Genomic DNA, 16,181 nt, shown 5'->3' on the forward strand with positions numbered 1-16,181 from the left:
GCTTAATCCTTATTGGCAAGCTCAATCAACAATATCTTAGCATCATGAACAACTCCTAAGTTTTCCGATGAAAATGCTTTTATATTAGTCATATCTTCAGCATTTGCTCCTTCTGATACTCGAATAGTATTGAGTTTCTCCAAGACTACCATTGCACCATCTATTGGCGTATTTGGAAGCCATATCCAAACTGTTTGACCATTTATTCTTGTAAGCATATCTGTTTTTCGTAAAACAGCTTTAAGGCTTTTTGAAACGAGTACTATTTCATCAACACTAACATTATCAGAGATATTTATCCTCAATAATGAAAATGCGTATGATTCATCCCTTTTTTGCATGAGAGATGACCATTCTATAAAGTTATAAAAAAATTCAGGGACTATATAGTTTATATTATCAAAAACAGACATCGCATAATTCAAACCGACACTAATAAAATGCTCAGCTTTTTGAGTTAATTCATAATTATGAACACTCATTTTTTTTAGTTGTTCCGTATCACACATGTTATCACAATCGATACATTCAGAAATAACATTAGGTTCTAAAAAACTAAAGTTACAACTCTTACAGTAATAATTTTCCAAAGGTTTATCGTAATCTTGACCAATATGTTTAAGTTTTGTATTACAGTGTGTACAAACATATTGTTCATTATGTAGAAACTCTGATTGAGGACCCATATTTCCACAAGTATAACAATGTATAAAGTCAGTCAAGAGAATATTTTCACTTTTACAATCAGGGCACTGTTCAGAATAAAGTATTCGTGCAGAATCACACTTTTGGCAGCAAAAATAAGATTTTACAAATTTTTTTATCTTTAAAAACTCATCTGATTTTAAATCACCAATCCATTCAGCAACATTAGTGTTATCAGTATGGAAGACCTCTATCAATGGAAAACTATAAAATGATTTAGATGCTTTATCTACTGAAGCATCTAAAGATTTCAACCCTTTTCTAGTATACAGATAAGTTAAGAATCTTGTCTGCCAGTCTTTTATCATCCTTTTACTATCAATATCTACTAGGGTTTCTTTTTTAATGGTTAATTTTTCACACACACTATTTAATTCTTCAACGCTCGAATATAGCGCATCAACATAAATTTCATAATTTTCAACAACACTAAATACAGGTAATAAATAAATCTCCGCTGAAGATCTGATTTTATTAACAATATCAATCAGCAAATCTTTTTTCTGCAAATTTAGGATCAATACTTGAATATTATTTGTTTGTATTTGACTAACCACATCTTCTTTTAGGTTAAATTCATAAATCTTAGATCCTGTTGAAGTTATCTCATTTTTAAGCTCAGAAGCACCTTTAAAATCAAAAGAGCCAAATACTCCAATATTAAAACTCATAAACTCTCTATGAAAACTAGCATATATTTAATTAATAAACTTATAAGTTTTAAAGGCAAATGTAAATAGATATTTAGGCTTTCAGATCTATATTAACAGCTCCAACACCAATATAGCTAAACTGCTTATTCAAGCAAGTACTGTAATATTCATGACAAAAGAAGAGTGGGGAGGAAATTATTATCACTTTTTTGACAATAAATCATAAGTGGTATACTCTATTTCAAAGTTCCTTTCTACACATAAAAATAAATGTTTAACTATATTTTTTTTAATCAACGACTCAAATCAAGTCGTAAATATAACACTTCATTTATAAAAAATGAAATAGCCCTAAGACTCCTGAAAAGGTTAGAATTTATAAACCTTAATCCTGAGAATATCTTTATCGACGGTTACCAAGATGAATCTTATATAAGTGTTCTAAAAGATAGGTTTCCTGAAGCAAATATTTCTAATGATTTGCTCCAAAAATACGACCTAATAATATCAAACACTACGATTCATCTTAACCCTAACATTGCAGATAAGCTTGATCAGTACTATGAAATGCTAAACCATGAAGGGATTCTTCTGTTTTCCACTTTTGGTGATAATAGTTTTAGCTCTATAAACTCAGCTTTTTCAACAGTAGACAATCTTCCTCACACAAATGCTATGATAGATGCTAAAACATGGGGAGGCATGCTTCAATCAAGCTCCTACAAATCTCCTGCTATAGAGAGTGATCTAGTTACTTTCACCTATGAAAACACGAATGTATTGTTTAATGACATTCGTGAACTTAATGAGCCTTTAGCAGATACTAAAATGCAAACCTCTCTAACAGGCAAAAACAAATGGCAAAGTTTCATAGCCGAACTAAAAAACAATCTTCAATTAGAAGTCGAAGCTTTATATGGCTATGCTGTTCGCAAAGATTCTTCTGACTTAAGACCCAAAGCGAATCCAAACAGAGTAAGTCTTGAGGATCTTAAAAAACAAATTGCTGATTTCAAAAAAGGATAAAAAGATTAATAACTAAAATTATGTACTAAATTTAACAATACATAATTGGCATAGTAGATAAATCACGCCACTCTTGATCAGAACATTTAGTAGGCTTAGCTAATGGCTGACAATATGTTCTCCATGTGCCCCCGCCATATTTTTTCAAAATTAAGCACTTTTTAAAGCGCTTTTGTTCACCATTAAAAAGACCAACTGTCATAATCTCTTCAAGAGGAAAACCATCTGCCATTTTATATTTGTAAGTATTTTCATCACCATCTTCATCCGAACCATCAGCAGACTCAAACATGCCATCTATTTTTTTGTCAGCTTTAAGTGCATCTAATAACCCTTGATAAATATTCTCTCCATCTGAATCAGAATCTAAATCCCTAGCCTTACTATAATCTATAGCCATTGAATTATTTTGTTCATGTAATTTTTTCTTAGCATCATCTAACTGTTTTATTTTTATTATTTTTTTAGGCTCTTTTTTTGGTGTTACTGCAACTTCCTCAACATTCTTCGTTAATGCATCAACTTTATCTTTACCAATTATTTTTTCAGCTTCAGCTAAAAGATGTTGGTAATCGTCTTCATAATTTGAAAGCTCACCATCTAGTTTATCAGAATCAATCTCATAGTCATCAGTATATGACGTATCTATATGAGTCAATAGATCCTCATACTTCTCATCATAACTATAGCTACTATCTTTTTCATCAGGCTGTAAACCACCAGTATTTGTAGTCTTTTTACTTATTAATCCAAGTTTTTTATCAGAATGTTCTCCCTGATAAGCTTCACTAGCAACACCCAAACCAATGCCTACAAGTAAAAATAGCGATATTAGAATAGTTTTTGTCATCTTTTTCATAAAAATAAATTACCTAAAAGAAGTATAGTAAATTTTGAGCATATAGCAACTATCGAATAGCACCATCAAATTATAATTTGTTCCTCATGCAAGCATATATTATAATGCTTGGAGACTTGTTCTTTAATATACTCAATTAAAGCTATAATATCCGATCCTTTAGCATGCCCTCTATTGACTATAATACCTGCATGTTTAGGAGAGATTTGAGCATCACCAATTGTTTTACCTTTAAGCCCTAATTCTTCAACCATCACACCCACTGGCACATTTGCTTGAGGCCGCTTAAAAACACTCCCTGCTGTTGGTTTTTGGGGTAAGTTTGCAAGCCTTCTTGAGTATATATCATCAAGTTTTGCTTTTATTTGGTTTTTAGGCTTTTTCTCAAACTCAAGCTCTGCTGATAATATACAAATATCATGATTGTTTTTAAACATCGAATACCTATACCCATATTCAATGTCAGCTTTTTGATACTCTCTAATTTTTTTAGTTTTTAGATCAAGTACTCTGACACTTTTAACAAGAGTATATATTTCATCACCATAGGCACCAGCATTCATTATCAGGGCTCCTCCAACACTTGCTGGCACATCATAAAATGTTTCAACCCCACTCAACCCTGCTTGATAAGTTGCTAAAGCTAAATCTTGTAATAGAACTCCAACTTCAACCTTTGCACTATTACCCTGTATTTTTAAATTATTAAATTTTTCACAAAACACTATAAAAGCTATCTCATCTTCGTATCTCTCTTTAGAAAAAATAATATTACTACCATTGCCTAGAAAAAATAATTTATCGTGCTTTTTAGCAATCTCAATAACCTCACTTTCTGAACTTGGAAAATAGACATGCTTAGCAACAGCATTAATTCTATATGTATTATATTTTTCTAAAGATATATACTCTGACATCATAATCCTACTCTATTTCACTCAGAACTTCTATTTTCATAAAATGCGACATATTTTCAACAAGATTGTTATAACCTCTAAATATTTGATGTGCATTATTTATAGTTGAGGATTCTTCAAGTAATGAGCCTGCCATCAAACATGCCATCCCTGCTCGCAAATCCTTAACACTCATTGTAGCTGGCCGAATTTCACTCAGTTTCTCAATAGGATTTATTCTTATAAGGTTATTATCTATCGATAAATCAAATCCCATTTTTCTTATTTGATACACATAATTTAGTCGCTCTGGATATACCGTGTCTTGAATAGTACTCGTGCTATTAGCCATCAGTAACATAATGGCATATATAGGCTGTAAGTCTGTAGGAAAATGTGGAAACGGTGCTGCGATAATATCTACACCATTTAGCGAGCTGTTTTTACCATAAAATTTAATTAAACTTTTATCACTGTCATACTCCCATTTAGCTCCAGCATTTGTAAGCTTTTCTAGGGGTTTTTTAATATTATCAGTATCGCCCGTGTTAATGTTAGTTATAGTAACATTTGTTTTATACAAATATGCCATCGTAGCATAAGTCATTGCCTGAATACGATCATAAATAATCTCAAACTCACAACCTTTAAGCTTTGTAACTCCATCAATCTCAACTTTACGACTATTTGTATCAAAATTTATATTTGCTCCACACTTATTTAAATAATCAATAAGCGTAACAACCTCTGGCTCAAGAGCAACATTTTCTAAGATTACTTTAGAGCTTCCAATTACAGCATACATGATGAGATTCATCGTAGCGCCAACAGATGGAAAAGGCATTTTGTATTCTGCATTTTTTTCTTCTTTATAGATAACCTCAATAAACTCATCACCTAAAACCACTTCAGCACCTAATGCTTCAAGCCCTTCAAGATGTATATCAAAAGGTCTTTTTTCACTAAAACTACAGCCTCCTGGAAAACCAATTTTTACACGACTCTTTTGCTTTAGCATCGCTCCTAGAAGCATTAGTGAACAACGAGTTTTTGATGTTTGATTACCACATAACTCTAACGTATCCTTTGTGATTTTACTTGTATCTATAGCTACATTTTCACCTTTCTCAACAACTTTAGCGCCTACACTTTCTAAAATCTCTTTAGCTCCTTTATAATCAAGTAAAGTAGTTGGAACATTTGAAAAAACTGTTTTTGAAGCAGGAATTAAACCTGCAAAGATAAGATGTAATAGGGCATTTTTAGCCCCACTAATATTAATAGTTATATCGTCAGCTATATTATCTAGCTTTTTTACTCTTATTGCTTTCATCTTTTACTCTCTTTGGTTTTCTATCTGCATAAGGGTTTTCAGATTGCTTAAATTCAAATGCTATTGGTGTACCACGAAAATCTAATGCTTCACGATAAAAATTCTCAAGATATTTCTTATAAGAATGAGGTAGTTTAACAACCTGATTACCATGAATAACAATCAATGGAGGGTTATGACCCCCTACATGAGCATACTTCAACTTAATACGAAACTTACCAACTACTGGAGGGTTGTGCGCATCAACAGCTAGTTGCATCAGCCTAGTAGCATCTGCTGTAGTTATTTTCCTCGTTGCGCAAGCATAAGCTGTTTCTATTGATTCGAATATATGTCCAACATTTGTACCATGTAACGCTGATATAAACAAAATATCAACATAATCTTTTAAGAAAAACAGTCTTCTATCTAATTCTTTCTTAACAAAGGCACGATCTTCTTCGCTCATACCATCCCATTTGTTGACAGCCACAACTATTGCACGACCATTTTTAACTGCGAAATTTATTAGGCTTAAATCTTGCTCAGAAAGTCCTGCTCTTGCATCAATCACAGCTACTACTACATTCGAGTTTTGGATAGCTTTTAAAGTTTTGATAACTGAGAATTTCTCAAGAGTCTCATTTATACGACCTCTTTTGCGCACTCCTGCTGTGTCAATAATTGTGTATTTTTTACCATGTCTATCAAATGGAATGCTAACACTGTCAATCGTTGTACCTGGCATATCATACACAACAACTCTATCTTCACCAAGCATACGGTTTGTAAGAGTTGATTTACCTACATTTGGTCTACCAATTAATGAGAAGTGAATACCATGGCGTTGCTCTTCGCGATGTTCTTCTGCTTGAGTGTAATCTTTATAGTATGCATCAAGTGGTTTTTTCAGGTACTTATCGATTAATTTCTGTGTATTTCTACGGTGAGCTGCAGAAATAGCAAAAACCTTGTCAAAACCGAAGCTATAAAAATCAGACATCGCAGCATCTTCTTCAACACCATCAACCTTGTTGACTACTACGACTACTTTTTTGTTTTTTTGACGCAATAAATCAGCAACATATTCATCACCGCTTGTAACACCTGAGCGACCATCTACAATAAAAAACACCAAGTCCGCCTCATCGATAGCCATTTCTGATTGTCTTGCCATAAACTCATCAAAGCCGACATCATTATCAGAAATACCACCTGTATCCACTACAAGATAGTCAAGATCATCATATTTCGCTTGACCATATTGACGATCTCGTGTAACACCCTCAAAATCAAAAACAAGAGCATCACGCGAGCTTGTCATTACATTAAATAAGGTAGATTTTCCAACATTGGCTCTACCTACAATCGCTACTAAAAAAGACATTCAGTTTATTCTTAAATTTTTCTTATTTATATACCGTAATAGTACTCTATTTGGGTATTTTTATAAAGTAATATTAAATCAGACAACTATTTCACTTCAATTTAAAATGTCTATCTGGCAAATATAATGACTCAATAAACTAAATATGGTATCTTAGTACAAAAGATAATTACTAATATAAAACAATGAAAATTACCGACAATAGCTTCGTTAAAATGCACTTTAAATTTCGTTTGAAAGATGGAACCATAGCTGAGGATACTGAGAATTATAACAGACCTTTTGTATTTCAAATGGGTCAAGGATGCTTTACCGATAAGGTTGAAAATGAACTTATAGGTTCTGAAATTGGTGACAGTAAACGAGTCGTGTTAATGCCAGATGAAGCTTTTGGTGAAAAACATCCTTCTAGTATCTACTCTGTCCCTAAGAAAAGATTCCCTAAAGATATGGAGCTTGAAGAAGGTTTAATAGTTTCTTTCAGTCAAAAAGATGGTTCAAAACTTCCTGGTCTTATTACTGAAATCGAAGAGTTTGATGTAACTGTGGATTTTAATCACCCATTATCTGGACAAATAATAGTTTTTGAATCTAAAATCTTAGAAGTTGCTGAAAATGAGGGAGAAATAAGTGAAGATATTATTAGCTAATCCTCGTGGTTTTTGTGCAGGAGTAAGCAGAGCAGTTGAAACTGTTGAAAAAGTACTTGAGGTTGAAAAAACTCCTGTCTATGTGAGACACGAAGTTGTTCATAATAAGGTTGTTGTTGACTCCTTGAAGAAAAAAGGCGTAACTTTTGTAAAAGAGATTGATGAAGTTCCAAATGATTCAGTCTGTATATTTAGTGCTCATGGAGTATCTTTAAAAGTAGAAAGTGAAGCCGCAAAAAAAAATCTAGTACTATATGATGCAACATGCCCACTAGTAACAAAAGTTCATAGAGGCGTAAGACAAGCTAGTAACAATGATGCTGAATGTGTCTTAATAGGGCATAAAGGGCATCCTGAAGTACAAGGCACTATGGGACAATATCGTAGTGCTGAAGGAGCTATTTACTTGGTTGAAAGTGAAGAAGATGTCTCAAAACTACAGATAAATAATCCCCAAAACCTTTACTATGCAACACAAACCACCCTTTCGGTTGATGAAACACAAGGGATTATAGCTAGTTTAAAGAGTAAATATCCTGCTATAAAAGGCCCAAAAAAAGAAGATATTTGCTATGCAACTCAAAATCGCCAGACAGCTATCAAATCGATGTTAAAAGAAATTGATGTACTTGTGGTTGTTGGATCACAAAACAGCTCTAATTCAAATCGACTTAGAGAACTTGCAAGCAATGAAGGTATTGATGCTTATCTAGTTGATAATGTTTTAGATATAAATAAAATTTGGTTTGATAATAAAAAGTCTTGTGGTGTGAGCGCTGGTGCATCAGCTCCTGAATATTTAGTTCAAGATATTATTACTAAAATATCTCAAGTGTGTAATGGCAATGTTCAGGTTGAAGACTTTGAAGGTATTAAAGAGGAAGTTTACTTCCCACTGCCAAGATTATTAAAACAGAAACTTGTAAAGGTGTAAAATGCAAAGATCTATTCGAGGTGCTACAACTATAAACAATGATAGCAAAGAACTAGTTATAGATGCTACTATAGAGCTTTTAAATGAAATTATCTCCAGTAACTTAGTGGATTCTAAAGATATTGTAAATATCATATTCACGACTACTAATGATATATCTTCAGAATTTCCAGCTGTTGCTGCCAGAAAAATAGGCTTAACAACTGTCCCATTACTAGACTGTCAACAAATGAAATGTAAAAATTCTTTAGCTCTTTGCATTAGAGTCATGTTGACTTATAATACAAATAAAACTCAAGAAGATATACAGCATATTTATCTTCGAAAAGCTAAAAACTTACGACCAGACTTATTAAAATAAAAGGATTCCTATGTGGTTATTAGAAAATATTGATATGAAGAAATCTAAGTACATCCTGCCTAGCTTGTTTACCAGTGCAAGCCTACTTTTTGCTTTCCTAGCAATTATCTCAGCCTTTCAATCACACTTTGTATCTTGTGCTGTTTATATGCTTTTAGCTGGATTTGCTGATGCTTTTGATGGCAAAGTTGCTAGATACACCCACACTCAGACTGAATTTGGTGCTGCATTAGACAGTCTTGCAGATGTTGTTTCATTTGGAGCTACTCCTGCTTTAGTGATGTACTTTTGGAGCCTTCATAGACTAGGTTCAGTTGGTGCAGCAATAGCATTTTTGTATTTATTGGCAGTTGCTCTTAGATTAGCGAAATTTGATACTATGTCTATTAAAGATATAACAGAAGATTCTGCTATAGAAAGAAGAAAGTATTTCTATGGAATGCCGTGCCCTGCTGGAGCAGTAGCCATATCAGGCCTTATTTGGCTAGGACAAAGAACATTTATTGGGCACTATGATTTCATTACTGTTAGTTTAACGGTATTTACAGCTCTTTATTTAGCGTTTGTGATGATTAGTGATATCAAGTTTAGAAGCTTTAAAGATAGTGATGGCAAGGGTAATATAAGTAAACTCTACGTAGTTTGTTTCATGCTGATCATTCTAATGCTTTTCACTATGCCTGAGAAATTACTGTATTTACTAATGATGGGCTATGCTCTATCAGGACCTATAACACACTATAGACATAAAAATAAGACAAAAAATAATGATCTAAATGAAGCATCAAGCGTTGATGGTAAAAAAATTGTTGATATAGAGCCTTAAAAGCTTATTCTCTAACAGTAAATTCAGAACCATTATTTGGATTTCCTTGATTATTTTCTATTTCTGCTGCTACTCCTCCAGGCTGCTGTAAAGGTCCAGGTTCTGTAGAATCCATGTTTTTCACTGATGAGGGAGGAGTTTGATAACCAAATGAATCTCCACTCTCAGTAGTACAAGATACAATTGCAAAAACAACTATTAAAAACATTAATCCTATTATTTTTTTCATATAACTTCCTAAAAACCATAAGGTGAATACTAAAATAATACCAAATATGTATCAAATGTAATAGCCAAATATAAATGGATTATTTGTAATAGTCTCCCTCAAAATGACTATCAATCTTTTCAAGTAGGTATTCATATAGTCTAGGTGCAACTTCTTTTAGATATTTATTTCTCTCCAAAACTTTTGTTTTAGAAACATTAAACTTTTTCCATGTTCCACCAGCATTAGAGAAACTTTGAAAAGCAGGTACTATTCTGTCTATAGCATTAGCAAATTTTGCATCATTTGTTTTTGCTTCTTCATATTCAACCCAAATATCTTTAAAATGTCTTTCTTGATCTTTAGGCAATAAATTAAGTAATCTATCTAAAGCCTTTAACTCATTAACTTGTTGCTCTGCTAAGACGGCATTTGTAGCAAAAGCAAATGTATCTCCCGCATATATTTCAACAATATCATGTAAAAGAAGCATCTTTGTCACATGAGCAATATTAATCTCAACACTAGCATACTCACTTAAAATATTTGCTACTAAAGCTACCTGCCAACTATGCTCAGCCGTATTTTCATTACGGTTATTATCACATGGGATCCAAGTTTTTCTATAAACTGATTTAAGTTTTTCAAGCTCCGTTATAAACTTGACTTGTTGGTCTAAATTATTCAAAGGTTATGCTTCCATAGTTTAAACATTCCATCTGCAACAATTCTATTTGCTTTAGCTGTAGGGTGACAATAATCCCAGCATAAGTACTTCTCTGGATCTGCTATTATCTCAATATCATACTGAATATTACCTAAAGAATCAGCACCTCCATAACTATCCACACATACATCTGTAGTATTTTCTAAGCCATATTTATCTGGATTATCACCACAATCATTAAGTAAAGTATAAAAATCAAAAAGTTTAATATTTACGTTAGGAAAAATTATTTGTAGGTCTGCTATTCTATTACGCAACAAGCCATTCTGTAGATTGATATTCACCTGTAAGTATGATCTAAAAAATTTACCAACCCAGTTAGTAAGATAATCCTTATAAGCTGGGGCTCTTGTTACATCTGGAATATTCCAGACAATTATATTTTTTGCACCCATCTTAATAGCTTTTCGAGTTATTTTACGCAAGTCACGAGCTACTCTTAATTTCGCTGTAACATTTATGTATGGAATTTCAGTATAAATAGTGAACATGAAGTTGTTTGCCCCACCATTTATTACAACAAGGTCATCTTCTTTAAAACGCCCCTCTTCATTTTCATACCTTGTAAGCTGCTCAGAAACTGGGAATGCATGGTTTTTAAGTAAAGATGTTGGATTTGAACCATGAGTAAAAGCTCCACCGATAGCGTAGTTTTTATGATCTACAAACTCCACACCCTGATCTTTAGCTATTAGATTTGCTAAAACTTCTGTTGATACCAAACCATTTGAGAATCTACCGTCATGATATGGCTTTCCAGGCACACCAAGGGTTTTAATAACATTACCTGTATCTAATAAACTATCACCAAACACTACTAATCGCTTAATATCCATAATCATTCCTTATATTCAAAAAAGTTAGCCATCCAGTGGCCTATAACTAAACTATTATCTCTAATTCTTAAGCTCTCTAATGCATGCTGGAATTCATTTTTAATATCATCTTGATACTCTTTTATTAAAGCATGATTATGCACTTTTAACATCTCAGGGTGTGCTTGTATTCCAAATATCTGATTATTAACACAAAACATCTGCACCTGACAATAATCACTTGTTGCTATAAGCTCAGCCTTTTCAGGTAATCCTACCACCATATCCTGATGATAAAAAAGTAAGCTTAAATAGTGATGGTATGGTTCCATCCAAGGCTTAGTAGCTGTAACTTCAACATTTCTTACACCAACTGCAAAACCCTTTTCTGAACGTTTAACAGCCCCACCTAATGCTTGGGCTAATATCTGATGCCCAAAACATATCCCTACTATTTTTTGCCCATTTTTGTATATCTCTGTAATTACAGATCTTAATTTTTCTATCCATGGTAGATTATCAAAAGCTGTTGCTTTACTGCCTGTTATTATAAAACCATCGTATATACTATAGTCTTTAGGATATTGCCCTTCTGTAACATCATAGGTATCAAAATCTATAATAAGCGAAAGCCTAAAAAATAAATTAGCAAACATTTCTGGGTAATTTCCACCAGCAACACCTCGGCGGTGTTTAGGAATATGATCTGTTTGTAATATAGCTATTTTCATAATTTACTTTATCAGTGCATCAAATAATAACTGTTTAAATTCATCAGTTATTTCAAATGAATAAGTATAAGACTTAGATCCAGCTCTAGCACCTTTTATTCTTAAGATATTATCATCTTTAGATATGTTTTTTATACTAATAATATCCATTTTTTCATTATCAATAACTTCTGCTTTTCGCTTCCAGTTATCTCTATATCTAGTAATCGCCGACCTATATGATCCAGAAATTTTATTTGCTAAAGCTTTTTCTACAAACTCATGAGCTCCCTCTGGCATCTCTTCAGCAAATTTCTTTAACTCATAAAGAGTTCTAACATCCTCAATTACGCCATTATCAGCTAATGCTCGAATATCATCTTTAGCATCTGCTATTTTTAAACGCATAGAAATCCAACTAGCTTCACGGCCAAGTACTTTCGCTATTTCCGCTTTTTTTACATTTTTTTGCTCAATCAAATCTCTTAACGCATCAGCCTCTTCAAAAGGTGATACTCCTTCTCGCTGATCATTCTCTAAAAGCTGTAACAAAAGTATACTAGCATCACTTTCTTCTTGGCGAACAATACAAGGTATAGTTGCTAATCCGGCTTGCTGTGATGCTAAATATCTTCTTTCACCTGCAATAATATAATGCGTACCATCATTTTTCTTTGCAGTTACAATAATTGGCTGTATCACACCATTTTCTTTGATACTTGCAGCTAATGACTCAATATTCTTAAAAGATTTCCTTGGCTGATTAGCATCAGGTTTGACAAGACTTAATGGTAGTTCAAAAAATTCGCCAACTCTGCTTGCTTGCTCATTAAGTTCTTGTAGTTGCATTGCACGAAGAATATCCTTTTTTTCTTGCCCTACAGTATCGTGAACTTGTTTATTAACTTTTCGATTTGCTAATGAAATTTTCTTTGCCATTTATTTATCTCCAAAAAATTCTACGACTTCTCTAGCAAGCTTTTTAACTTGAATATGTACTTTAGAACCTTTTGCGTAATGCCCAATATACTGACCTTCTGATTCTGCTTCGATAAATTTCACACTTTGTGAAACATAGCTTTCAAAAAAATGTCCATCCGCCTCAAAAAAATCCATCAAACTTTTCGACATATTAGATTGCATCTGCACTCGATTTGCAAAAAATCTGTATGGTTTATCAGCAGTTAGAGCAAGATCTTTAGCCTCTATAAGTCCAGACAAATCCATACCACTTGGTGAACATGGAATCACTACCAAATCTGATAATAAGGCTGACTTTAAAGCTGCGGTCTGAAAATTTGGTGGCGTATCAATAACTATAAAGTCTAGTTCAGGTTTTAACTCTTTAACTTTCTCACGAATATTTTTCTCATCAAGATTATAAACAAAACTAGTATCTTCACTATTTTTTGTCATCCACATATAAGCATCTGGCTTATCTTTGTCCATATCTATAATTGCTACTTTATATTTTAAGTCACTAAGACCACATGCAATATTTATCGCAGTTGTTGTTTTACCTGACCCGCCTTTTTGTTGTAGCAACGAAATTACTTTTGCATCTTTTTGCATTTTGAAACCTTAAAACCTGATAATTTGTTTTTCTAACATTAGATTAATTACAGAAATTATAATCTATATTTACAAGCTATAAAACTAACTTTTGTATATTAGCTATTGAAAGCTATAGTATTTTCTTATATTTTATAAAAGAACCGTATAAAGTTAGAACACTCTTCTTATAATTTTGAATTCTTAAGGCAAAAAATTAAATGGCAAAAAATTTAGTAATCGTGGAGTCTCCTGCAAAGACTAAGACTATCAAAAAATATCTTGGCAATGATTTTGAGATATTGGCATCTTTCGGTCATGTTCGTGAAATTCCATCAAAAAACACCTCAATTGATGTTGATGATAAGTTTAAAATCAAATTCACAATCAATGACAGAAGTAAAAAGCATATAGATGCTATAAAAAAAGCAGCAAAATCTGCTGACAATATATATCTTGCTACCGATCCAGATAGAGAAGGGGAAGCTATATCTTGGCATGTTCAAGAAGTTCTAAAAAATGCAAAACTTTTAAAGGATAAAACTGTCTATAGAGTTACATTCAATGAAATCACAAAGTCTGCTGTTTCAACTGCTATAGCAAACCCAAAAGAATTGTCTATGGATCTAGTAAACGCTCAAAAAGCTCGACAGGCTCTAGATTTTTTGGTTGGTTTCAACTTATCTCCACTACTTTGGAGAAAAATCACATCTGGTCTTTCTGCTGGCCGTGTTCAAAGTCCTGCTTTACGTATGATTGTAGAACGAGAAATTGAAAGAGAAAATTTCATAAAAAAAGACTACTGGAGCTTAACTGCAGAGACTTTTAAAAAAAGAAAAATTCTAGCAAACCTAACAGAGTTTAATAATAACAAAATAGAACAGTTCTCATTTACAGATGAAAAATCTGCTGAAGATGCTAAAACAACAATAATCAAAGATGCAAACGGTGAGCTAACTGTTGATGGAATTACTGAGAAAAAATCTCGTAGAAATCCATATCCTCCATTTATAACATCTACACTTCAACAGGAGGCTTCTAAAAAGCTAGGTTTTAGTGCAAAAAGAACAATGTCTACAGCACAAAAACTTTATGAAGGTAAAGACTTAGGTGATGGCGAATCTGTTGGTTTAATTTCATATATGAGAACAGACTCTACAAATTTATCAAACGATGCATTAGATGACATCCGTGGCTATATTGAATCAAAATATGATAAAGGTATGCTACCAGCTAAGCCTAGAGTTTTTAGTAAAAAATCACAAAATGCTCAAGAAGCCCATGAAGCTATCAGAGTAACTGCAGCAAATAGAACACCAGCTGAAATGAAAAACTATCTTACAGCCGATGAATTTAAGCTTTATAGCTTAATTTGGAATAGAACTATAGCTTGTCAAATGAAGCATGCCACCTTAAATAGTACTGCTGTTGATCTTATTACAGAAAATAACAAACATAAATTTAGAATTACAGGTACTGTGATTGTTGATGCAGGTTTCTTAAGCCTTTATAATGTCGAGAAAGATGAGGATGAAAAAGACTCAGATGAAGAGCAAACTTTACCAAAATTTGAAAAGGGTGAAAAAGTTAAGCTTAAAGATATTATTACTAAAGCTCATTCAACAGAGCCTCCTCCAAGATATACAGAAGCATCTTTAGTAAAAGCTCTTGAAAAGCATGGTATTGGCCGCCCTTCTACTTATGCGTCGATTATTTCTACTTTACAGCAAAGAGAATATGTAGAGCTAGAGAAACGCCGTTTTGCTCCTACAGACAAAGGTCGTGTAGTAAACAAATTCTTAACAGAATATTTTAAAAAATATGTTGAATACTCTTATACAGCAGGCCTTGAAAAAGAACTAGATGAAATAGCTCACAACAATAATGATTACCTAAGTGTTCTAACAGCATTTTGGGAACCATTTAAAGCTAGAATAGACAAGATCGCAAAAGAAGTAGATCGTAAAGATGTAGTTGCTGAAGAGTTAGATGAAGATTGTCCAGAATGTGGTAGTAAACTATCTTCTCGTTTAGGTAAAAATGGTCGATTTATTGGTTGTACAAACTACCCTACGTGTAAATATACTCGTAGAGTTGATGCTGACGGTAACGAAGTTGAAAAAGAAGAGCCTGTAGTTGTTGAAGATAGAAAATGCCCTAAATGTGAATCTGATTTACATATTAAGCAAGGTCGTTATGGTAAGTTTATTGGTTGCTCAAACTACCCTAAATGTAAACATATGGAACCCCTAGAAAAACCTAGAGATACAGGTGTGACTTGTCCTAAATGTAACAAAGATACTATCGTTGAGAAAAAATCTCGTAAAGGTAAAGTCTTCTACGCTTGCTCAGGATTCCCTAAATGCAAGAATGCTTATTGGTATCCTCCGATTAAAGAGTCTTGTCCTAAGTGTGATTCTCCGATACTTCTACACAAAACTACTAAAAAAGATGGTGAGCAAAAAGCTTGCCCTAATGTTGGTGAGTGCGGATACGCTGTCCCTTGGGAAGGTGAGTAGTTTCACAAACCGATAAATAATCTAATTATCTAATCACTAAAA

The 16,181-nt window shown here is 33.0% G+C and carries 17 protein-coding genes; 6 read left to right on the plus strand and 11 right to left on the minus strand.

What is annotated here, in order from left to right:
- Positions 1 to 2 precede the first annotated feature (2 nt).
- Positions 3 to 1,376, minus strand: a complete 1,374-nt coding sequence (locus tag FLM55_RS04285; protein ID WP_178948201.1) for a hypothetical protein — start codon at positions 1,374 to 1,376, stop codon at positions 3 to 5.
- A 252-nt stretch (positions 1,377 to 1,628) separates the two neighbouring features.
- Between FLM55_RS04285 and FLM55_RS04290 the strand changes: the two genes are divergently transcribed.
- Positions 1,629 to 2,384, plus strand: a complete 756-nt coding sequence (locus FLM55_RS04290) for a biotin synthase (protein WP_178948202.1) — start codon at positions 1,629 to 1,631, stop codon at positions 2,382 to 2,384.
- 31 nt (positions 2,385 to 2,415) lie between these two features.
- Here the strand turns inward: FLM55_RS04290 and FLM55_RS04295 are convergent, their stop codons facing one another.
- From FLM55_RS04295 to der, 4 genes are all read right to left on the minus strand, one after another.
- On the minus strand, positions 2,416 to 3,243 hold the full coding sequence (locus tag FLM55_RS04295; protein WP_178948203.1) for a hypothetical protein: 828 nt from the start codon (positions 3,241 to 3,243) through the stop codon (positions 2,416 to 2,418).
- 65 nt (positions 3,244 to 3,308) lie between these two features.
- Positions 3,309 to 4,160: a UDP-N-acetylmuramate dehydrogenase gene (murB, locus tag FLM55_RS04300; RefSeq protein ID WP_178948204.1), complete on the minus strand. Its 852-nt coding sequence runs from the start codon at positions 4,158 to 4,160 to the stop codon at positions 3,309 to 3,311.
- A 7-nt stretch (positions 4,161 to 4,167) separates the two neighbouring features.
- Positions 4,168 to 5,472 (minus strand): UDP-N-acetylglucosamine 1-carboxyvinyltransferase, encoded by a 1,305-nt coding sequence (locus FLM55_RS04305; RefSeq protein WP_178948205.1) that lies wholly within the window; start codon positions 5,470 to 5,472, stop codon positions 4,168 to 4,170.
- The gene (gene der, locus FLM55_RS04310; protein ID WP_178948206.1) at positions 5,441 to 6,838 is read right to left on the minus strand and encodes a ribosome biogenesis GTPase Der; all 1,398 of its coding nucleotides are present in this window, start codon (positions 6,836 to 6,838) and stop codon (positions 5,441 to 5,443) included. The genes FLM55_RS04305 and der overlap by 32 nt, the downstream gene beginning before the upstream one ends.
- A gap of 185 nt (positions 6,839 to 7,023) precedes the next feature.
- On the opposite strand from der, the gene fkpB reads away from it, so the two are divergent.
- From fkpB to FLM55_RS04330, 4 genes are read left to right on the plus strand one after another with little or no spacing between them, the layout of a single operon-like run.
- Entirely contained in the window at positions 7,024 to 7,488 is a 465-nt protein-coding gene (gene fkpB, locus FLM55_RS04315) for an FKBP-type peptidyl-prolyl cis-trans isomerase (protein ID WP_178948207.1), read from the plus strand.
- Positions 7,469 to 8,422 (plus strand): 4-hydroxy-3-methylbut-2-enyl diphosphate reductase, encoded by a 954-nt coding sequence (gene ispH / locus FLM55_RS04320; RefSeq protein WP_178948208.1) that lies wholly within the window; start codon positions 7,469 to 7,471, stop codon positions 8,420 to 8,422. Before fkpB ends, ispH begins: the two co-directional genes overlap by 20 nt.
- 1 nt (position 8,423) lies before the next feature.
- Positions 8,424 to 8,783 (plus strand): chorismate mutase, encoded by a 360-nt coding sequence (gene aroH, locus FLM55_RS04325; RefSeq protein WP_178948209.1) that lies wholly within the window; start codon positions 8,424 to 8,426, stop codon positions 8,781 to 8,783.
- Between the two features lie 10 nt (positions 8,784 to 8,793).
- Positions 8,794 to 9,609 (plus strand): phosphatidylcholine/phosphatidylserine synthase, encoded by an 816-nt coding sequence (locus FLM55_RS04330; RefSeq protein ID WP_162699177.1) that lies wholly within the window; start codon positions 8,794 to 8,796, stop codon positions 9,607 to 9,609.
- 4 nt (positions 9,610 to 9,613) lie between these two features.
- On the opposite strand, the gene FLM55_RS04335 is transcribed toward FLM55_RS04330, so the two are convergent.
- From FLM55_RS04335 to FLM55_RS04360, 6 genes are all read right to left on the minus strand, one after another.
- Positions 9,614 to 9,838: a hypothetical protein gene (locus tag FLM55_RS04335; protein ID WP_178948210.1), complete on the minus strand. Its 225-nt coding sequence runs from the start codon at positions 9,836 to 9,838 to the stop codon at positions 9,614 to 9,616.
- A 79-nt stretch (positions 9,839 to 9,917) separates the two neighbouring features.
- Positions 9,918 to 10,505: an HD family hydrolase gene (locus FLM55_RS04340; RefSeq protein WP_178948211.1), complete on the minus strand. Its 588-nt coding sequence runs from the start codon at positions 10,503 to 10,505 to the stop codon at positions 9,918 to 9,920.
- A complete protein-coding gene (locus FLM55_RS04345; protein WP_178949064.1) occupies positions 10,502 to 11,383 on the minus strand; it encodes an SGNH/GDSL hydrolase family protein in 882 nt (293 codons plus the stop codon). The genes FLM55_RS04340 and FLM55_RS04345 overlap by 4 nt, the downstream gene beginning before the upstream one ends.
- Positions 11,383 to 12,090 carry a homoserine O-succinyltransferase gene (locus tag FLM55_RS04350; protein WP_178948212.1) on the minus strand — a complete coding sequence of 236 codons (708 nt, stop codon included), beginning with the start codon at positions 12,088 to 12,090 and terminating at the stop codon, positions 11,383 to 11,385. Before FLM55_RS04350 ends, FLM55_RS04345 begins: the two co-directional genes overlap by 1 nt.
- A gap of 3 nt (positions 12,091 to 12,093) precedes the next feature.
- Positions 12,094 to 13,008, minus strand: a complete 915-nt coding sequence (locus FLM55_RS04355; RefSeq protein ID WP_178948213.1) for a ParB/RepB/Spo0J family partition protein — start codon at positions 13,006 to 13,008, stop codon at positions 12,094 to 12,096.
- Positions 13,009 to 13,641, minus strand: coding sequence for a ParA family protein (locus tag FLM55_RS04360; protein ID WP_178948214.1), 633 nt, complete (start codon positions 13,639 to 13,641; stop codon positions 13,009 to 13,011).
- A gap of 200 nt (positions 13,642 to 13,841) precedes the next feature.
- Here FLM55_RS04360 and topA point away from each other — a divergent pair, with 200 nt between their 5' ends.
- Positions 13,842 to 16,139 carry a type I DNA topoisomerase gene (gene topA / locus FLM55_RS04365; RefSeq protein WP_178948215.1) on the plus strand — a complete coding sequence of 766 codons (2,298 nt, stop codon included), beginning with the start codon at positions 13,842 to 13,844 and terminating at the stop codon, positions 16,137 to 16,139.
- Positions 16,140 to 16,181 lie beyond the last annotated feature (42 nt).

It is taken from the genome of Francisella sp. Scap27 (assembly GCF_013394105.1).
Lineage (GTDB): Bacteria > Pseudomonadota > Gammaproteobacteria > Francisellales > Francisellaceae > Francisella > Francisella adeliensis.